This window comes from Limnospira fusiformis SAG 85.79, assembly GCF_012516315.1.
GTDB lineage: Bacteria > Cyanobacteriota > Cyanobacteriia > Cyanobacteriales > Microcoleaceae > Limnospira > Limnospira fusiformis.
Map to the genome: position 1 here is coordinate 596738 of NZ_CP051185.1, position 20748 is coordinate 617485.

The 20748-nt window shown below is 43.0% G+C and carries 14 protein-coding genes; 6 read left to right on the plus strand and 8 right to left on the minus strand.

The window, feature by feature from the left end:
• Nucleotides 1-59 precede the first annotated feature (59 nt).
• Nucleotides 60-230, plus strand: coding sequence for a hypothetical protein (locus HFV01_RS02925; RefSeq protein ID WP_187757818.1), 171 nt, complete (start codon nucleotides 60-62; stop codon nucleotides 228-230).
• Between the two features lie 452 nt (nucleotides 231-682).
• Here the strand turns inward: HFV01_RS02925 and HFV01_RS02930 are convergent, their stop codons facing one another.
• From HFV01_RS02930 to HFV01_RS02950, 5 genes are all read right to left on the minus strand, one after another.
• The gene (locus HFV01_RS02930; protein WP_006623612.1) at nucleotides 683-913 is read right to left on the minus strand and encodes a FeoA family protein; all 231 of its coding nucleotides are present in this window, start codon (nucleotides 911-913) and stop codon (nucleotides 683-685) included.
• The gene (locus HFV01_RS02935) at nucleotides 913-2364 is read right to left on the minus strand and encodes a ferrous iron transporter B (RefSeq protein WP_035759150.1); all 1452 of its coding nucleotides are present in this window, start codon (nucleotides 2362-2364) and stop codon (nucleotides 913-915) included. Before HFV01_RS02935 ends, HFV01_RS02930 begins: the two co-directional genes overlap by 1 nt.
• The gene (locus HFV01_RS02940) at nucleotides 2288-2956 is read right to left on the minus strand and encodes a FeoB small GTPase domain-containing protein (protein WP_193520813.1); all 669 of its coding nucleotides are present in this window, start codon (nucleotides 2954-2956) and stop codon (nucleotides 2288-2290) included. The genes HFV01_RS02935 and HFV01_RS02940 overlap by 77 nt, the downstream gene beginning before the upstream one ends.
• A 433-nt stretch (nucleotides 2957-3389) precedes the next feature.
• Nucleotides 3390-4511 (minus strand): SGNH/GDSL hydrolase family protein, encoded by a 1122-nt coding sequence (locus tag HFV01_RS02945; protein WP_193520814.1) that lies wholly within the window; start codon nucleotides 4509-4511, stop codon nucleotides 3390-3392.
• Nucleotides 4508-5716: an alginate O-acetyltransferase AlgX-related protein gene (locus HFV01_RS02950; RefSeq protein ID WP_193520815.1), complete on the minus strand. Its 1209-nt coding sequence runs from the start codon at nucleotides 5714-5716 to the stop codon at nucleotides 4508-4510. Before HFV01_RS02950 ends, HFV01_RS02945 begins: the two co-directional genes overlap by 4 nt.
• 282 nt (nucleotides 5717-5998) lie before the next feature.
• Here HFV01_RS02950 and mfd point away from each other — a divergent pair, with 282 nt between their 5' ends.
• The 3 genes from mfd to HFV01_RS02965 all read left to right on the plus strand — a co-directional run bounded on the left by mfd (nucleotide 5999) and on the right by HFV01_RS02965 (nucleotide 11568).
• Nucleotides 5999-9502 carry a transcription-repair coupling factor gene (gene mfd, locus HFV01_RS02955; protein ID WP_006623618.1) on the plus strand — a complete coding sequence of 1168 codons (3504 nt, stop codon included), beginning with the start codon at nucleotides 5999-6001 and terminating at the stop codon, nucleotides 9500-9502.
• Between the two features lie 619 nt (nucleotides 9503-10121).
• Nucleotides 10122-10865 (plus strand): energy-coupling factor ABC transporter ATP-binding protein, encoded by a 744-nt coding sequence (locus HFV01_RS02960; RefSeq protein ID WP_006623619.1) that lies wholly within the window; start codon nucleotides 10122-10124, stop codon nucleotides 10863-10865.
• Nucleotides 10866-11157: 292 nt separating this feature from the next.
• On the plus strand, nucleotides 11158-11568 hold the full coding sequence (locus tag HFV01_RS02965) for a CAAD domain-containing protein (RefSeq protein ID WP_006623620.1): 411 nt from the start codon (nucleotides 11158-11160) through the stop codon (nucleotides 11566-11568).
• A 51-nt stretch (nucleotides 11569-11619) separates the two neighbouring features.
• On the opposite strand, the gene HFV01_RS02970 is transcribed toward HFV01_RS02965, so the two are convergent.
• Nucleotides 11620-12573: a class I SAM-dependent methyltransferase gene (locus tag HFV01_RS02970; protein ID WP_006623621.1), complete on the minus strand. Its 954-nt coding sequence runs from the start codon at nucleotides 12571-12573 to the stop codon at nucleotides 11620-11622.
• Nucleotides 12574-12665: 92 nt separating this feature from the next.
• Here HFV01_RS02970 and HFV01_RS02975 point away from each other — a divergent pair, with 92 nt between their 5' ends.
• Nucleotides 12666-14189 (plus strand): serine/threonine-protein kinase, encoded by a 1524-nt coding sequence (locus tag HFV01_RS02975; protein WP_193520816.1) that lies wholly within the window; start codon nucleotides 12666-12668, stop codon nucleotides 14187-14189.
• A 75-nt stretch (nucleotides 14190-14264) separates the two neighbouring features.
• Here HFV01_RS02975 and HFV01_RS02980 read toward each other — a convergent pair whose 3' ends face one another.
• Together HFV01_RS02980 and adhE are read right to left on the minus strand one after the other, a co-directional pair.
• A complete protein-coding gene (locus HFV01_RS02980) occupies nucleotides 14265-15287 on the minus strand; it encodes an NAD(P)-dependent alcohol dehydrogenase (RefSeq protein WP_006623623.1) in 1023 nt (340 codons plus the stop codon).
• A 248-nt stretch (nucleotides 15288-15535) separates the two neighbouring features.
• The gene (gene adhE / locus HFV01_RS02985) at nucleotides 15536-18307 is read right to left on the minus strand and encodes a bifunctional acetaldehyde-CoA/alcohol dehydrogenase (RefSeq protein ID WP_006669489.1); all 2772 of its coding nucleotides are present in this window, start codon (nucleotides 18305-18307) and stop codon (nucleotides 15536-15538) included.
• A 907-nt stretch (nucleotides 18308-19214) separates the two neighbouring features.
• On the opposite strand from adhE, the gene HFV01_RS02990 reads away from it, so the two are divergent.
• A complete protein-coding gene (locus HFV01_RS02990; RefSeq protein ID WP_193520817.1) occupies nucleotides 19215-20633 on the plus strand; it encodes a helix-turn-helix domain-containing protein in 1419 nt (472 codons plus the stop codon).
• The last annotated feature ends 115 nt before the right edge of the window (nucleotides 20634-20748 follow it).

A 20748-nucleotide genomic window follows, 5' to 3' on the forward strand; every position in this document is an offset into this window, starting at 1 on the left:
CTCTCCCAACTTCCGACTTCTAAAAACCGCGACCTTTTCAAGTCAACGGGGAAACTCCTATGTGGGTAGGTTATATTTTACCGACTTCCCCAACTTCCGACTTTCTGTTTGAGGAAAACTCTCCCAACTTCCGACTTCACCAAACCGCGACCTTTTCAAGTCAACGGGGAAACTCCTATGTGGGTAGGTTATATTTTACCGACTTCCCCAACTTCCGACTTTCTGTTTGAGGAAAACTCTCCCAACTTCCGACTTCACCAAACCGCGACCTTTTCAAGTCAAGCTGAAAACTCCTATGTGGGTAGGTGATATTTGACAGACTTCCCCAACTTCCCACTTCCGAAAACCGCGACCTTTTCAAGTCAAGCTGAAAACTCCTATGTGGGTAGGTGATATTTGACAGACTTCCCCGACTTCCCACTTCGGAAAACCGCGACCTTTTCGAGTCAAGCTGAAAACTCTTATGTGGGTAGGTGATATGAGAGTAACTCTCCCGACTGGTGACTTTCCGTTTGAGGGAGACTCTCCCAACTTCCCACTTCGGAAAACCGCGACCTTTTCAAGTCAACGGGGAAACTCCTATGTGGGTAGGTGATATGAGGGTAACTCTCCCAACTGGTGACTTTCTATTTGAGGGAGAGTCTCGGACCTGTGAGGGTTGAGAAGATGAACTGACATAGGTTTAGGGTGATGCTTTAACCTCGACAAAAATAGTTTTAGCTGTTTCGGTATCTAAAGCGACCCGTGAACGTCCGATTTTGATAACATAGGAGGGAAAACGTTGCTCTAAAAATAGAGGTACTCCTGGCATAACTCCCATAGCAAAGAGTTTATGTAGGATAGTGTCCTGTTGGGTTTTAATCTCGACAACGATCGCATCTACCCTCAGATCCAAACTCACGAGAGAAATCATTAAAAATTCACCCCAACCAGGTCCAGTAAAAAATTCGCACCATATCCCATGGTAAAAGCAAAAGGTATAATCAATGCTACCATAATCAGAGTAATTTTCAAACCTTGTTCTTTAACCATTACCTGAAACTGCGCCACACAGGGGAGAAACAGAGTCAAAACTATGGCGGTAACTACTAATTGATTACCTGTTAATATACCAGTTTGAGTTAAATCAAAAAGTCCCGCCGCGCCATAATCACGACGAAAGAAACCATAGAGGAAAATAGGTGCGACTTCTCGAGGTAGTCCCAAGGCTAAAGTAATGGGTTCCAATAAACCAACCAACCAGTTAAAGACTCCGGTTAAATGACCAATCCAAATAAACACGGAAACCCAAATAAATAGGGGGACTATTTCCCAAAAATATCCCTTCATACGCAGATAGGTTTTGATGAGGATATTCTGTAACTTGGGTATTCTCAAAGGGGGAACTTCCATATAAAATTCGGATCTATTTCCGGGAATAATCCGAGAAGTTAATGCGCCGACTATTAGAAAAACGGAGAGGATAAATCCCCCCCAAATTAATAGGGCTGTTGGTTTCATGGAAAGTAGTCCTAAAATCACGCCCCACTGGGCGGCACAGGGAACAGCTAGGGCGAGGAGAAAAATGGTAATCATCCTCTCCCGACGAGTTTCTAGGGTGCGGGTGACGACAGTTGCCATAGTATCACATCCTAAGCCTAATACCATGGGAATTACCGCCCTTCCTGATAAGCCTATTATCTTAAATAACTGATCTAGCATGAGAGATAGCCGGGGTAAATATCCACTATCTTCTAATAGGGAAAACATGAGAAAATAAGTCCCTACTACGGGTAAAACAATAGCGATCGCATAACGAACTCCTAGAGTAATAATACCATAATCATTAGCCAATAAATCCTGGAATATCTCTAGGGGAATTACGGCGGCTACGAAAGCATCTACCCTGGGATTAATATAGGTTTCAAAACCGCCTTCAATTAGGTCTACTAGAGTCCCCGCGCCAAACTCACCGACAAATTTATAAACGCCGAAATATAGGATGATTAAAAGTAGAGGAAACCCGGTAATCGGATTAACTGTAATCTGGTGCAATTTTTCGGCTAGGTCTGAGGTGTCGGTGGCTGATTCGGTTAAGACTTCTTTTTCAATATTCCCGGCTTTTTCTTGTCGGGTAATGGCGATCGCACGACTAATAGGAACATCAAGACTGACCTGGGCTTCCATAATAGCCAGATCATATTCTTCCCGATAGGGGCTGGTTTTTATGGTCTCCAAAAATTGGGGATCTCGCTGCAAAATTAGTAGGGCTAAACTTCTATGGGAGAGGGTATAGGAGGGGAGACTATTATCTTTCAATAACAGAGATTCGATGTGAGCGATCGCTATTTCTATGGTCGGAGGATACACTACTGGACTCAACATAATCTACTACCTTGGTTTTTAATTCTTGAACTCCAATATTATGGGCTGCAGCCATTAACACTACGGGAATACCTAGCTTTTCCTCTAAGTCTTCAGCATTGATTTTAATACCAAGATGGTCGGCTTCGTCAATCAGATTAACTGCTAATAAAACTGGTAATCCGGCTTCTAGTAATTGTAGGGTTAGGTTTAGCATTCTCCCTAAATGTTGGGCATTTACTACATGAATGACCAAATCTATCCCCCTAGTCATCAATAGGTCTCGACCGACTTTTTCTTCTTCGGTAATGGGTAAGAGAGAATACATCCCTGGGGTGTCTATAATGGCGATCGCTTTGTCTCCAATTATCATGTCTCCTGTGGAAATATCTACGGTGGTTCCCGGATAGTTGGAAACTGTGGCATAATAGCTAGTTAGGGCATTAAATAATACGCTTTTTCCCACATTCGGAGAACCCACTAGGGCGACTGTAGGCTTATTTGACACCGCCGAGAAATGGCGATCGCTTTTCGGTCTCCACCACTTCCACCAAGGTCTCGGTGAGCTAGAAGTTTGACCTGAACAGTTTTTAGAGCAGTGATTACAACTCATGTAGATTATTAGTAATAATTTACTTTTATTTAATCCATGAATTATAGAATATCACTACAATATCGTCAATCACAAAAATTCCCGGTTTCTGGCTATAAAACATAATCTAGGATTATCTAAACATGGTTTTAGATACAAACATTAAATCAATCGAAAAAAATTTAGATGATAATGGTTCTCATTATCGCAGAAAATCTGACGAGAGAATCGGTACTTGACAAGCCCCAATGTTAATGATAGAGTGGAATCTATAGGTTATGCTCCTCTTGGTGTGGGTTATGTCAGCTACAAGATAAATTATAGGAACCCAAAGCCAGTAAAGCCGTAGTGACATTGACCAATTTCGGGAATAGAGACTCGAGAAGATTTCGCCGCGATGCACGAGTATTTTTTAGGCCAAAATTAGGGGGCTTGACAAAATTCCACATTTATGCTAATCCCCGTCAGAGTTGAAGTGGTGAGTAAGTAGATGTTTGGTAATTAATTCCGCCGCCAATGCGTTTCCGGCGATATTCCAGTGGCTGTCATTAGGTCGGTAGAGTCGGGTAGTCTGGGAAACCTGCCTAAAATCATCTAATAAGTCGATATAGTTGATATTGTATTGAGAAAGGCGATCGCGTAGGAGGCGGTTAGGGTGATCAAAATCCAAACCTTGGGGGTCATCAGGCTTGAGGATATCAATAACTTGGGATTGTAATTGTTTATTGACTTGTACCTCGCTAGGAATAATCACAATGGTTAGGTCAATATTTCGATAATCGCAAATCTCCTTAATGCGGCGAATATCCGCCATAGCGTCTTCAAAAAACCCTAGGAAAATGCCGTCCCTTGTCCTAATATCAAACATACGACTTAGGTTAGAAACCTGTTCAAGATAGGACTCATCAGTTAAGGTGGGGTGGTCGTCTTTATATTCGAGGTTATTGGGGTTATAGACAGTCCCTTCAAACTGAGTTTGGAGTTTAATCAAAGATTGTAAAAAGGCGACGGTATAGAAGGTGTGCTTATTTCTATCGAGGGAAGTTAGGTGATTGTCGATAAAATCATTACCAATATAAAAGGATAGGAGGATTTTATCAGGATTAAGCACTAACCCTTCATTAATCAATAAAGCCAAATAGGCGGCGGGTCCTAAGCCAGGAATTCCCATATTGATCACTTCGATATTTTTATCTTGGCTGTTTAGCTGTTTCTCAATCAAGGTTAAATAATTATAGTGATAGGGAACTATTCCAAAGGCGAAGGAATCACCAATTCCCAACATTCGATAAATACCCTCCGGTTTTGCTTGGGTAAATTCCACATCTTTAAAGCCATGGGAGTTTAGTTGAAAGTCAAAATCTTGGGCGTGGGGTCTTCCTCGCCAACGATTATATGAACGGTTATAGAAAACAAATGTGGGATTAATTCTGTGATAAATCCTGAAGGTAGCCTCGGTTAGCAGAAATGTAATTCCCGCGATAATTAAGGTTTGGCTAAAAAATTTACAAACTGGGTTATTAACAATGGCTTTTATCGGTAATTTTCGGGAAATGTTTAACTTGTCTTGGTTCATTTTTCCTCGGTGGCGAATACGGAGTCGGTAATTTTAACTAAGTGTTCAAACAAGATATCTTTAGCCAGTTGGTTTCCGTGGGAGTTCCAATGGGGTTCTTGGAATAGATAGAGATGGCGGTTTTGTTGTTCTACTCTAAATCTAGGAGTGAGGTCAATATAGGGAATGTTGTTTGACTCCAAATGGGAGATGAGGATATTTTGCTGACAGGTAATGTCATAATCATCTAAGTTTAGGTAAAAGGTAGACTGGAGTTGATTTAACAAGTGGTCGTTAACCTGGTATTCGTCGGGATAGATAGCCACGATAAACTTAATGTTCCTGGCTTGGAGAATGGCATTCATTTCTGAGATGCTATCCAAGATATAGTTAATGTTAGCATCACGATCGCCATTTTGTAGCTTCTCGATATTGCAGAAACTCATCCGACCACGTTCTACATCCAGAAATTTCTCCAGGGACAGAATACCTGGGGATGTTTCGGGTTCGTCTAAGGCGATCGCCTCGGTAGTCGCCACTAACTGACTCTGGGGGAGTTGATGAGACTGTTGAGACTGTTGAGACCTAGCGGCTTCTCGAAAGATTTTATATTTTTGTTGAATAAACAATAAGAGTCGTGATTTAGGAATAATCGGATAGCCAAATATTATTAACTCCTGACGGCGGTCAATATCAATGTAAAGGTCGTTAACAATAATTCGTTTTCGATAGGGGTCAGCATCAAGAAAATCATTCCCCACAAAAAAACCCAAGACGACTAAATGGGGATTATACTGCAATCCATATTTTTTCAATAAGGCTAGTTGTTCGGCGGTATGGGTTCCGGGATATCCAGCATTAATGACATCGACTTGATGCTGTCCGTAATGTTCCCGAAATTGGTTTTCTAATAAAGCGGTATAGTTGCCTTGTTGACCACCAGCCCAATTAAAAGAGTCGCTGAGAATGAGCATCCGAAATATATCAGGATCTGGTTGGAGGGGATAGTCTCGGTCATTGAAGCCAAATTGATTATTACCGTTAGCATGACCGCGAATTTTAAACCCTAAGTCAGGATCGTATTTATAGAGTCCGCGAAATAAATAGGGTTCGGAGACAATCATGATTACTTCTACTAAGAAGAAAGGTACAATTGTCCAGCAACACAGTAGGAGTAAAATTTGCCGTAAGGGCGGTAATTTTACAGATGGTAATAATTTTTTCATGAAGCCTTATGAATTTACTTCCTCGCATGATTAATAGGATAGCAGTCCCGACGGATATTGTCCATACCTATCTCTGATGGATAACTGGGAATAGGGAGGGGCATGGTTTGGGAGTAGAAATACTTGATAATAGTGTAATCAAAAGGCAGAAGGGAAATGGGCGGATGATGTGGAGTTGATAAATAGGCAATCAGGGTAAGTGGGGGAAATCAGAGAAGTTGCCGTCAAAATAGCCCAAAGGTTATAGAATATAAAAATATTTTGTTGTCAGTCGGCTAACTTATGACCTTTTCTGCTGTAGTTCGGACCTTGGGGCGATCGCCTCTGACGGCTGAACTTCTGACTAAACTGAACCAACAGCAAGCTCTTCACCTTAACGGTCTTCCCCGTGTTCCCAAAGGACTGACGGCTTCAGCTTTAGCCCAGGAAGCGGGGTTAAACCTATTGGTGATAACAGCTACTTTGGAAGAGGCTGGTAGGTGGTCAGCCCAGCTAGAGGTGATGGGGTGGCAGACGGTACACTTTTACCCGACCTCGGAAGCATCCCCCTATGAACCCAGTTATAGCGAAGAGATGGTCTGGGGACAGATGCAGGTATTAGCGGACTTAGTGGCAAGAAACACAGGGAAAGCAGACCCGGTGGCGGTGGTAGCTACAGAGAGGTCTTTACAACCCCATCTCCCTCCGGTGAGCGACTTCCAGAGTTATTGTCTAACCCTGAAGTTGGGGATGACCTGGGAAGGAAAAACCATAGACGAAAAACTCGCCCAGTTGGGATATCAACGGGTGGCAGTGGTGGAAACTGAGGGGCAGTGGAGTCGCCGGGGAGATATTGTAGATGTGTTCCCTGTGGCTTCAGAACTTCCGGTGCGTCTGGAATGGTTTGGGGATGAGTTAGAAAGAATTAGGGAACTGGACCCGGTGACACAGCGATCGCTTGATCGGGTTGAGCAACTAATTCTCACGCCGACGAATTTTGCTCCGATTATCGAAGCGAATTTATCCCTATCTACGGAGACCCTAGAAACTCTCAAATCGGCTCAGATATCGGAGACGAAAACCGGACTATCTCATCTGTTAGGATTAGCATATCACAAGCCAGCTTCTTTAATTGATTATCTACCGGAATTAACTTTAGCGGTAATTGATGAACCTGACCAATGTGCAGGTCATGGCGATCGCTGGTTTGAACATATCGATGAACAGTGGCAAAATGAACAAGGTAAGCTGGTAACAGCAGAAGGGATATCTGTGGAAATTCCGGCAATTCATCAATGCTTCCGGGAGTCCCTAGCGACGGTTGAAAATCGTTTTGATAGGCTGTATCTCAGTGAACTGGCTGATTATAAATCCCCTCTTATTCAGGCTTCCACAGCATCGATAAACTTAGCCAGTCGTCCCGTCCCGGTGACTCCCCACCAATTCGGAAAAATTGCCGAGGTGATTCGCCAACAACGCGATCGCCAATTTACAGTCTTTCTAATTTCCGCCCAACCTAGCCGCTCAGTGGCTTTGTTATCGGAACATGATTGCCCATCTAAATTTATACCCAACCCCCGCGACTATCCAGCCATAGACTCATTAATCCGTAATACCCCCATTGCTTTAAAATATACGGGACTAGCCGAATTAGAAGGGTTTATTCTCCCCACCTTCCGTTTAGTTATTATCACGGACAGAGAGTTTTATGGTCAACACGCTTTAGCTACTTCTGGTTATATCCGCAAACGCCGCCGCGCCGCCTCCAAACAGGTAGATCCGAATCGACTACAACCGGGAGATTATGTGGTTCACCGCCAACATGGAATCGGTAAATTTGTGAAGTTGGAAAGCCTGACTATTAATCAAGAAATCCGCGATTATTTAGTGTTACAATATGCAGATGGAACCCTAAGAGTGGCGGCGGATCAGGTGGGAACTTTATCCCGTCTAAGGCGGTCAGAGTCGAAGGTTCCCCAACTCAATAAGTTGACGGGTAAAGCCTGGGAAAAAAGTCGGGAAAAAGTGGGTAAGTCCATTAAAAAATTGGCGGTTGATTTGCTGAAACTTTACGCCGAACGTTCCCAAAAAACTGGATTTAGCTATCCCCAGGATACACCTTGGCAGCAGGAAATGGAAGATTCTTTTCCTTATCAACCGACTCCCGACCAACTGAAATGTAGCCAAGATGTGAAACGGGATATGGAAAGCGATCGCCCTATGGATCGTCTGGTGTGTGGAGATGTCGGTTTTGGGAAAACGGAAGTAGCAATTAGGGCGATTTTTAAAGCAGTTACGGCGGGGAAACAAGTGGCATTTCTCGCCCCCACAACGATTCTCACCCAACAACATTATCACACACTAAAAGAACGTTTTGCGCCTTATCCCATTGAAATTGGATTGCTTAATCGCTTCCGTAGCGCTAGTGAAAAAAAGTTGATTCAACAAAAGTTAACGACCGGAGAAATAGATATTATTGTGGGTACGCATTCGGTGTTATCTAAACATATTAAATTTCGGGATTTGGGACTGTTGGTAGTGGATGAAGAACAGCGGTTTGGGGTGAATCAAAAAGAGAAAATTAAAGCCCTAAAAACTCATGTGGATGTTTTGACTCTGACGGCGACTCCCATTCCCAGGACGCTGTATATGGCGTTATCAGGTATTCGAGAAATGAGTTTAATTACAACCCCACCACCCTCTCGTCGCCCAATTCAAACCCATTTAGGACCATTAAACCAGGAAACTATTAGGGCGGCGATTTGTCAGGAACTAGATCGGGGAGGACAGGTGTTTTATGTGGTTCCCCGCATTGAGGGTATTGAGGAGAAGTCGGCGGCGATTAGAGAAATGGTCCCTAGTGCTAGATTGGCGATCGCTCATGGTCAAATGGAAGCTGGAGAGTTAGAGTCGATCATGCTCACTTTTAGCGCCGGAGAGGCTGATATTCTCGTCTGTACGACCATTATTGAGTCGGGCTTAGATATCCCCCGTGTTAATACTATTCTGGTCGAGGATGCCCATAAATTCGGGCTAGGACAATTGTATCAGTTGCGCGGTCGTGTGGGGAGGGCGGGAGTTCAAGCCCACGCTTGGCTATTTTATCCGGTTAAAGGTGACGGACAGGCGGCTTTAACAGAAGATGCAGTTAAGCGACTGAGGGCGATTAAGGAGTTTACCCAGTTGGGGTCTGGTTATCAATTGGCGATGCGAGATTTGGAAATTCGCGGCGCTGGGGATATTTTGGGCGCTCAACAGTCGGGTCAAATGAATGCGATCGGTTTTGATTTATATACCGAAATGCTACAGGAAGCTATCCAAGAGGTACGCGGACAGGAAATTCCCCAGGTCGATGATACTCAGGTGGATCTGATTTTGACGGCATTCATCCCATCAGATTATATCACAGATTTAGATCAAAAAATGAGTGCTTATCGGGCGGTGGCATCTTGTCAGGATTCGGAAGAGTTAAGTAGAATTGAGGAAGATTGGAGCGATCGCTATGGTAAAATTCCCGCACCAGCCCAACAGTTACTCCGGGTAATGGAGTTAAAACAAATCGCTAAAAAGTTGGGGTTTGCTCGCATTAGACCGGATGATTCTAAGCAGAATATTGTTTTAGAAACACCTATGGAAGAACCCGCCTGGAATTTATTAAAGCAGAATTTACCTGAACATTTACAGCCTCGCTTTATCTACGGTCGCAAACAGGTAAAGATTCGTGGCTTGGGGGCCTTACCTCCTAGTAAGCAGCTCGATTGTCTGATTCAATGGTTGCAAACTATGCAGGAGGGAATCCAATCATAATTAATAATTAATAATTAATAATTAATAATTATGAAGGGCTGACGACCATCTTAAGAAACCCGGTTTCTTTGAGAAACCGGGTTTCTTGACTTCTGCGGTAGAAACCCGGCTATAATTAATAATTGGGTGGGGGCGCGCCTCCGCTGTGAATTATGAATTCCCCAAGACCATCTTAATAAACCCGCCCCACGGCGAATAATCACTGGTTAGAAACCCGGTTTCTTTGAGAAACCGGGTTTCTTGACTTCTAATAAATAATTGGGTGGGGGCGCGCCTCCGCTGTGAATTATGAATTCCCCAAGACCATCTTAATAAACCCGCCCCACGGCGAATAATCACTGGTTAGAAACCCGGTTTCTTTGAGAAACCGGGTTTCTTGACTTCTAATAAATAATTAGGTAGGGGCGCGCCTCCGCTGTAAATTATGGATTCCCCACGACCATCTTAATAAACCCGCCCCACGGCGAATAATCACTGGTTAGAAACCCGGTTTCTTTGAGAAACCGGGTTTCTTGACTTCTGCGGTAGAAACCCGGCTATAATTAATAATTGGGTAGGGGTGGGTTCCGCTGTGAATTATGAATTCCCCAAGACCATCTTGAAGATAAACGGCGTTTTGATGAAGCGATCGCATTGGGAATCTGATTGTAGCATAAGAGTTGAGAATCTGACATTTAGCTATGCTGGGGAAAAGCCAATTTGGCGGGAAATTTCCTTTAGCTTGAACCCAGGAGAACGTCTAGGGCTTCTCGGACCAACGGGGACGGGTAAAAGTACACTGATGGAAACCCTAATTGGCTTAAAAACTCCTAACAGTGGCAAGATTTGGATTCAGGGAACCTTGGTAGAACCGTCAAGCCTGCGACAGATACGCCGCCAGATAGGTTTTGGTTTCCAAGACCCTAACGACCAGCTATTTATGCCGACCATTTTTGAGGATGTCATGTTCGGTCCCTGTAATTATGGGGTTAGTAATGAGCAAGCCTCAGAAATCGCCCATCAATTATTAGCCCAATTTGGTTTAGCTAAATTGGCTCATCGGTCTGTCCATGAACTATCAGGGGGTCAGAAACGTTTAGCCACCTTAGCAGCCATTCTAGCCCTAAATCCTACCATTTTGATTTTAGATGAGCCGACCAATGGGCTAGACCCGTGGTGGCGGCGTAACTTAGCGGAAATTTTGGTTAATTTACCTATCGAAGTCCTATTGATTGCTTCCCACGATCTACAATGGGTAAGCCGAGTAACAGAGCGATCGCTAATTTTGGGAGATGGCAAAATTCAAGTAGATCGACCCACTAAAGAACTATTGCAGGATAGGGACACCCTGGAAAAATGCGGTTTACCGGATAATTGGGCCTGAAACCTAGCCCGGCGCAAGGGTGATCTATGAAAGTGACTCAATTGCAGGAATAGATCTGCAATACCAGGCGGTATTTCTTCTGGAAACTAGCGGACCGTCTCTGTGATAGGGTAGGGGTGATATTCGCCGAAAAACTCAACTTCAAGGCGTGGACTTGCAGCCGTGGGACACGCGGTGAAGATGCTTGGTGAGGGGTTAAGCGTTCGCTCCCCGAAGACCCAAGAATCCCCGTCCTGTTAGGGCTGGGAGTGTCAATAGCGATAATCTTGTATTAAGTCGAAGGAGATTTAACATGGTAGAACCTACCAAAAGTGCCAACCCCACCACAGCTTCCCCCGAAGGAGGAACTATGACACCCACACCAGACCAGGGACCGAATAAAGAACAATTTGAAGAAATCAAAGAGAAAGTAGTTGTCTTTTTGTCGGAACTACCAGGTTATGTTTCCAAGTTTTTTGGAGAGTATCAAAAACCTATTGTTACTATCCTGTTAATTGTGGTGGCAGTGGTCACAATTAAGGTGTTATTTGCGGTAGTTGATGCCCTCAATGATATTCCCTTGGTAGCTCCCACTTTTGAGTTGATTGGCATGGGATATGCGGCTTGGTTTGTCTACCGTTACTTGCTGAAAGCCTCCACCCGCCAGGAATTAGTACAGGAAGTTAACGCTTTACGCAAACAGGTTTTTGGCAATAAGTCCTAACTAGAAAAACGCCGATTTTCACTTGGGCGCAATAGCGCCCTATTTTTTAAATCAAGGTTTGATGGCAATAATAGTTCGATGACGGGGGTCAGTTTCGATGGTGGTTTGATAGTTCAATCCACATTCAGATAAGGCGGTTTCTACATCAAAGGTATAGTAATCATCCGTCCAGGGTTCTGTACTTTTCATTAAGGTAAATAGCACGGGTGGCAGATTTTGAATGACGGCGGATTTGGGGTTATTATCAACTATGGCTAACACACCATGCGATCGCAAAATTCGTAAGGCTTCTTTAAATATCTTCCGCGTGGCTGTTCGCGGTAATTCATGAATCACAAATTGCAAAGTTACCACATCAAAAGAATCATCAGGAAAACCCGTATTCTCAGCGTTAGCGTGTTTCCACTCACTAATTTTTCCTTGAGTATCCCGCATTTTTGCCACCGATAACATATAGGGAGATAAATCTAAGCCTACTGTTCGGATTGAGGTTTCTTGTCTGTGTTGATAATAACTATGTAAAGCCTGGGTAGAAATTCCCACGGAACAACCTATATCTAAAATATCATGAACTGGGTTAGGGCTATAGTTTTCTAAAACCTGATGAAAACTGTGCCGCAACCTTTCCTGGGCTGTTAGCCATGATAAATCCTCTTTTGGCCATACTCGCAAAGCCATTGAATAGGTAGCAGACTCCGCCTCAAAAGCAGCTTTCCAGCAAAGATTTCCTTCATCATAAGCATGAAAGGGAACTTGATAATAGTCGGGGTAAACTACTGTGGTATCAGTGATTTCTGGGAGTAAGGCTGTTACGCCAGACCCTTCGAGTTGCTGATAAGTTTCTCGCCAGGGAATGCCTTTCTTTTCGGCGGTTTTAATTAACACCCGCCTAGCCTGATATTTCATGAGGTTGAAAATTGGCTTAGTTTGGATGAGAAGATTCACAAATTGGGAGAGGAAATCACCACCAGCCCAGTCGGGTTTGATTTTATCGCTTGTATTCATCAGACGGACATTATAATCATCAACAGTTGATTATCTCATAGTCTTAGGATCTGTGTTAGAGTTAAGGGATAACTATGTCCCAGGGAAAAACTATGAGTCTTTGTTTTAATCCCGCCTGTCGCCACGAAAACCCCAAGGATATTGTATCCTGTGAACGCTGCGGTCAGTCATTAAAGTTAGGCGATCGCTATCGAGGATTGAGAGAAATTGGGTCTGGGGGGTTTGGAAGAACCTATTTAGGCATAGATGAAAGCGAAACTAATCACCCTCCCTGTGCGATTAAACAATTTTTCCCCCTTCTGACTAATGATGCTAAGGTATCCTCTCGCCTCTTCCGTCGAGAAGCCCAAAGTTTACAGGTGCTTAACCATCCCCAAATTCCCAAATTTTTGGCATATTTTTCCATAGATGAACAACAGTATATTATCCAAGAGTTCATTCCGGGAGAAACCTTAGAACAAGAATTAGCGGAAAGGGGGGTATTTGGGGAAAGCAAAATCCGAGATATCCTCAATCAAATTTTACCGATTTTACAATATCTACACGCCAGAAACCTAATTCATCGGGATGTTAAACCCGCTAATATTATCCGTAGACAAAGCGATAAACTTCTCTTTTTAGTAGACTTTGGGGCGAGTAAACTCCACACGGGAACTAACCTGGCTAAAACGGGAACTAGCATCGGAACTGCGGAATTTGTCGCCCCAGAACAATTACGAGGAAAAGCGGTTTTTGCCAGTGACCTGTATAGTTTAGGTGTGACCTGTATTTATTTATTAACGAATACATCACCGTTTAATTTGGTGGATGGTGATAATCATTGGGTATGGCGAGATTGGCTGGGGGAAAATGCGGTTAGTTCTCAATTAGCGGAAGTTTTAGATGGTCTAATTTCGCCAGGTCTAAGTAACCGTTATACATCAGCTTCAGCGGCATTAAAAGACCTCAATCAGCCTCGAAAAGCGAAAAATATCTATAGTAGGTATTTGTGGTTTGGGAGTGCGATCGCTGCATCTATAGCCCTGTTTTCTGTGTTCAAAACCACCCAACAATCATCAAAGATTGAACCGCCCACCTCACGAAATGAACCGATTATTCGCCCTAGTAATTTAGAGGCAATTCAATCATTATCTACTTATATTAATCTGCAAAACGAAGCCTATTTAGACACGGGAAAATTTATCGACCAACTCTCACAATTAATTGCCATACCTAGCCATTATTTTGAGGTACAAGTTATTAATAATCATGGAGTACAAATAGCCGCGATTCCTCGCCAAAGTGATAGTTATGGTTATGTAGCGGTTTTATGGGGGGGTAAAATCTCAGATGCGGATAACCAACGCCAACAAAATTGGCAACCTAAAGACCCGACAGATTTGGGAACTTTTAGTCTGCCTAGTTTTCGGAAAACCCCCTCTGATTATATCACGAGAGTTAACTATTGTGAAAGCATCCAAACGACGACAGAACCGCCATTATTATCAACGGTAGGGGAATCACTACCCCTTTCCACAGATGAATTACCCTGTCCCCAAGGTTATGCTTTTTCCCTGGGAATAATTGATGCGATCGCCAAATTATCCGCCACCAGTTCCCCGACAAATGTTCAGTAAAAATTAGCACCAAAATTCTCAGCAAGTATCTTGGCGCTATAACCTGGTAAATCTAGCCGTGATTGCAACTATTGGCTAATCAGCTAGTAAAACAATCCGATAGCGGGCTTGATTAGCGGCTACCTTATCCATAGCTTCATTGATTTGACTTAATGGCATAGTTTCAATCATCGGTTTAATCTGATTCACCGCTGCAAACTCCAGCATTTCCGCCATAAACCGCCGACCGCCGACAATGCTACCCACCACAGCTTTTTGACCAAAAATCAAAGGAATTAGGGGTATATTTAAAGTCGAAACTGGGATACCCACAAAACACAAAACCCCGTTATTAGCTAACAAGCTAAAAGCCGCATCCCAATCAGTTTCTGAAGAGATAGTAGAAAGCACTAGATCAAAACTTCCGGCGATCGCCTTCATTTCTTCAGCCGTCCCCCATTGTTGGAAGTTATGAGCGCCAAATTCCTTAGCTTGTTCTTGTTTATTTAAAGAAGTAGAAAACGCCGTAACTTCAGCCCCCATAGCCCTAGCAAACTTAATCGCTAAGTGTCCGAGTCCGCCAATTCCCATCACCCCAACTTTCATCCCGGGGTGTTTTATATAGGTCCGCAAGGGGGTATAAACGGTAATTCCGGCACATAATAGGGGGGCGGCGCTGGCGGAGTCTAAAGCATCGGGTATTTTATAGGTAAAATCTGCGGGAACCCGTAGGCGGTCAGCAAATCCCCCATGATGACCTACAATCAGACCTGTGTAGCCCTCGCGACAGATATTTTCTTCTCCTTGTAAGCAATGGTCGCAAGACCTACAGGAATTTCTAATCCAGCCAACCCCTATGCGATCGCCTTTATGTAGAGAAGTCACTTTTTCCCCAACTTCTGTAACTTCTCCAACCACTTCATGACCGGGAACCAGGGGATATTGACTGACATTCCAATCATTATCCCTCATGTGAAGATCCGTATGACACAAGCCGTTGTGAGTGACTCGAATTTCTACTTCATCAACCTGTAGAGGTTCTGGTTCATATTCCCAAGGTTGCAATTTTTCACCGGAATTTAAAGCCGCATAAGCCTTAAATTTAGTTGCTGTAGTCATATTAATATTTCCTGATTATTAGCATTGCCTTTTATTGTACAATCCCCTTTAATCACCCCAGTCAAAATTAACATTTTTTTAACTTTTGGGCGGGTGGCATTTTCAGCAATAGCCAGATAGTTGGGGAGAATTTGGTCAAGTGATGATTACTCAAAACAGGTCAATCAAATGGCGATCGCTATGTTATAGCGATCGCCAAAAGCCGAAAGTCAAGTAAATTTGATGGAAATATCCTCGATTACATGGGATTACATAACCCCAGTTTTCCACCAAGCATCATTTAACCCGATTAATGTATCCTTATCCAGGTCGCCAACAGCCATAGCCGACTCACCACCTTGACAATACTTGTCAATCATTTCCAGATATTGTTTTTGTTGAGTTTGCGCCGTATTTTCCGGCTGAGATTCTGGGTGAGTCGGTGCTTTTTTAACAGCCGGTTCATGATAAGCAGTAGCGTACAAATTCTGCAAATCAGCAATTAACGGATAACGGGGATTAGCAGCAGTACATTGGTCATCAAAAGCCTGGTTAGCCAAATTAGGTAAGTTACTCATAAATTCCTTTTCTTCGATGTCTAGTGATTGTTTAATGGTCAGTGGAATCTCAATTTTTTGCTTGAGAGATTCCACAGCTTCTATCAATTTTTCTACCTTCTCATCAAGGGTATTTCCGCCTAATTTGAGGTAGTCAGCTATTTCTGCATAACGCTGTTTAGCTTGGGGGTATTCATACTGCGGAAAAATCGCCTGTTTAAAAGGGACATCCGTAGAATTATACCGAATTACATGGGAAATCATTAAAGCATTTGCCAAGCCGTGAGGCAAATGGAAAGTCGAGCCTAATTTATGTGCTAGGGAATGACAAATACCTAAAAAAGCATTAGCAAAAGCCAGACCAGCAATAGTGGCAGCATAATGCACCTGTTCACGCGCCTTCGGGTCTTTTGCGCCATTTTGATAAGCAGAAGGCAAGTATTTAAACAGTAACCCTAATGCTTCTAATGCCAGTCCATTAGTAAACTGTGACGCACAAATTGAGACATAGGCTTCTAAGGCGTGAGTCACCGCATCAATACCACCATAAGCCGTTAGTTTTTTCGGCATATTTAAGGTTAATTCCGGGTCAACGATCGCCATATTTGGGGTCAGGGCATAATCAGCGAGAGGATATTTAATCCCCGTGCGATCGTCGGTAACCACAGCAAAAGGTGTCACCTCAGAACCCGTCCCAGAAGTAGTAGGAATTGCCACCATAATAGCTTTATTTCCTAGTTCTGGTAAAGCATAAACCCGCTTCCGAATATCCATAAATCGCGTGGCTAAACCGTCAAACTCAATTTGTGGATGTTCGTACATCAGCCACATAATTTTAGCCGCATCCATGGGGGAACCGCCACCAAAAGCGATGATCATATCGGGCTGATAACTATTCATAAGTTCCACCCCTTTATTAATATTAGAAAGTTTCGGATCTGGTTCCACATCATAGAACACATAATGAGGTACTTTTATCCGGTCTAACACCTCCGTAACTTGCGTAACTAATCCCAGATCAAACAGAGGTTTGTCCGTAACAATAAAAGCCCGTTTTTTACCCCGTAACTCTCCCAGGGCTACTGGTAAACATCCCCCCTTAAAGTAAATCTTGGGCGGCACTCGGAACCACAACATATTTTCCCGACGTTCCGCGACATTTTTAATGTTTAATAAATGGTGTGGTTCCACATTTTCGCTAATCGAATTACCCCCCCAACTACCGCATCCTAAAGTCAAAGAAGGAGACAGTCGGAAATTGTAAACGTCGCCAATAGCCCCCTGAGATGAAGGACTATTAATTAATACCCGCCCAGTGTGCAAACGATTTTCAAAATATTTAATATGTTCGCTATTCCCAGGGTGAGTATACAAAACAGATGTATGTCCTTTACCACCAAAAATAATTAACTTTTGGGCGGTCTCAACTGCTGCGGGGAAACTACTAGCCCGATACATTGCCAAAATTGGCGACAGCTTTTCATAAGATAAAGGTTCATTAACCCCAACTTCTGTAACCTCTCCTATCAGAACTTTGGTATTTTCTTCTACTTGAATACCTGCCATTTCTGCTAGTTTTTGCACCGACTGACCCACAATTTCCGGATTTAATCGCTCATCTTGAAGAATCAGTTGTCGGATGGCTTCTTTTTCCTGCTGTTTCAGAAAATATGCACCCCTGGCGATTAACTCCTGTTTAACGCTGGTATAAACCTCATCTTGAACAATCACTGCTTGTTCAGAAGCGCAAATCATACCATTGTCAAAAGTTTTGCTAATTAAGATAGAAGAAACAGCCATTTTCAGGTCAGCAGTCCCATCAATAATGGCGGGAGTATTCCCGGAACCAACCCCCATGCTAGGATGTCCAGATGAATAAGCAGCCTGCACCATTCCCGGTCCGCCTGTTGCTAAAATTAGGCTGATATCAGGATGCTGCATCAACTGTTGAGACCATTGGAGAGTTGGGTTATCTATCCATCCAATAATTCCCTCTGGTGCGCCAGCAGCTACCGCCGCATCTAGGATAATTTTGGCAGCTTTAATGGTGCATTCTGTGGCTCTGGGGTGAGGAGAAAAGATAATACCATTGCGGGTTTTCAGGGCTAATAAGGCTTTAAAAATAGCGGTAGATGTCGGATTAGTGGTGGGGACAATTCCCGCTAAAATTCCTAGGGGTTCGGCGATTTTTTGCCAGCCATAATGGGGATCAGACTCGATAACATCACAGGTCTTTTCGCCTTTGTATTTGTTGTAAATGTATTCAGAAGCAAAGTGATTTTTGATTACCTTGTCTTCTACTACTCCCATTCCGGTTTCTTCTACAGCCATTTGAGCCAGATTAATCCGGGAGGCGTTGGCGGCTAAAGCAGCGACTTGGAAAATTTTGTCTACCTGTTCTTGGCTGTAAGTCGCGTATTGGGCTTGAGCGTCTTTGACTTGTTGGATTAAATCATTCAGGTGAGTTTCTTGGCTAATTTTCATGGTTTACGCTTCTTTTTTTGCGAGAATTTGCGAGGCTATTTTTTGCCAAGGATATGCTATCAAATTGCTATCAAATATGGTGATTTTTGCCATACTCAGCCCCGACGATGATATTTAATCATTGCCAGCAATTATAGCCAATTCAGGTGATAGATGCCCTTTAGTTCAAAAAGGTAGGTATGGTCAACTTATTAACATGGGTGGTGAACACATACCTACACATAGACGAACTCTGATAAAATAAAGGATTCCAGTATGTAATCTGGACGAATTAGTTATTGGTAGCTAACCTTTAACTCTGCCCACTTTCATTTATAGCAAACTAAATTCTTTATGTCAGCAGCAAAAAGTAGGATTGTGTATCTACTTTTTTCGGAAAATCTCAGCTTGCTGGTCGCGAAATGGTAGGCAAAAGTTTCCCAAGTCGGATAAAGTTTGATTGAGTAGGATGGAGTGATTGCTAGTGGGATAAGGTAGTCTAAAGTAGTATTAAGTTGTCAAAAGTTGTCAAAAGTGGTATAAAATTCCCAGAGATAAGAGACCATTACTAGACATTTTCCGAATATATAACATATATAGCGCTTCTCATCTCTATGAAATACAGCCCTCACCCCAAACCCCTCTCCCAGAAAGGGAGAGGGGCTTTGAAAAGTACCTCATCAGTCCGGGAACTGCTATATATAGGACAGCCTCAAGGATTCTATGCCGTCTGTTACCTGTCCCTGGTCTCTCCCTCAACTCAGATAGTTGTTTTCGGTCACAGGTTGGAAGTTATCAGATCACAGATATATAGGCTGTTTTTCTCTGTGATCCGGTGTTATTCATTACGAGTCCCTTGTCCCCTGATCACCGATCGCTACTGGCGAAGATGAGACAATTTGAATAAGTAATAACACTTATTAGTATTATGGAAGTTCAACAAATTATCGAATGGGCTGACGGTCTAGTGTTGATCCAAACAGGAAAACACCTAGATGACCTGGAGACAGCAATTTTGCAGGGGACTTACCAAAATCAAAAATACTCGGAAATTGCCGCGGGCTACAACTGTAGCGAACCCCATGCCAAAAAGGTGGCTTGTCTGCTATGGAAAACCCTTTCCCAAGCGTCGGGAGAGGAAATCAATAAATCTAATTTGCGATCGACTTGTCAGAGGCTACAACTTCCGGCTTTGTCCAATAGCGAAGAATTTGTTACCATTGATACAGTCACTCAAACAAATTCCCCACCTCCCCAGGGTGAAACTATGGCTAAACCATATAACACTGAGTCCTTCAGGCGTATCGATCGCACTGATATACCTAATGGGGATTATTTTTGCGATCGCCAAGAAGAAGTGGCTACTCTCAAAAATTGGATACTACAAGATCGCAGTCATTTAGTCTCGATTTTGGGCCTTAGTGGTATAGGTAAAACCGCAGTCGCCCTGCATCTTTTACCACAAATTCAAGACCATTTTGATTGTGTGATTTGGCGGAGTTTACGCACCCTACCTTCCCTATCTTCAATCTTAACTTATTTAACCCAATTTTTGCCTCCCCCCAACCCGGATATCCGACCCCTGACCATCAGTTACGCTTCCACAGTCGCAGAAGCTCAAAACCCATCCCACCAATTAGCAGAACAATTATCATTAGTCATGGAATCTTTCCGACAACATCGCTGCTTGCTCATTTTAGACGATGTGCAGGCGATTTTAAATCCTCATAACCTGGTGGAAGGCTATAAACGGGGTTACGAAAGTTATCGATTATTCTTTAAAACGATTGGCGAACTATCCCATAACAGTTGTCTGATTATGAATAGTTCAATTTTGCCTCAAGAATTAATCGAGTTAACTAATAATAATCATCGGGTTAAATGCTTGACATTAGCAGGCTTGGGGTCAGATTCAGCCCATAATATTTTGACTTCTGCCAGTTTGTTAGACGCTGATAATTGGCAAGAATTGATAGATATATATGGTGGTAATCCCGGCTTTTTGAAAATTGTATCCCGGACAATAAAAGAGTTTTTTGGTGGTAGTGTGAAGCAATATCTAGCCAATAAGTCTATCTTGGTATTGCCAGAAATCAAGCATATATTAGATTATTTTTGGCAGGAATTATCGGATTTGGAAAAACAGGTAATGGGGCGGTTATCGGCATCAGATTCCGGTGTGTCTATGGCGGATTTGCTAGAGAATACTAACCATAATAGTTCGGATTTATTGTGGGCGGTTCAATCTTTACAAAAGCGGTTTTTAGTGGATAATATCCAACGGGAACAGCAAACATTATTTACGCTGATTCCGGTAATTAGAGAGTATACGAGACAATGTAGATAATTGGGAAACAGATGGCGACATATATCGGTTTAACCTCCCCTAATTCTGGTTAGGAATTAAGGAAGATTATATTTTGGTTAATGTCGCAGTTTTTTATGGGGAAAATAGTTGATAA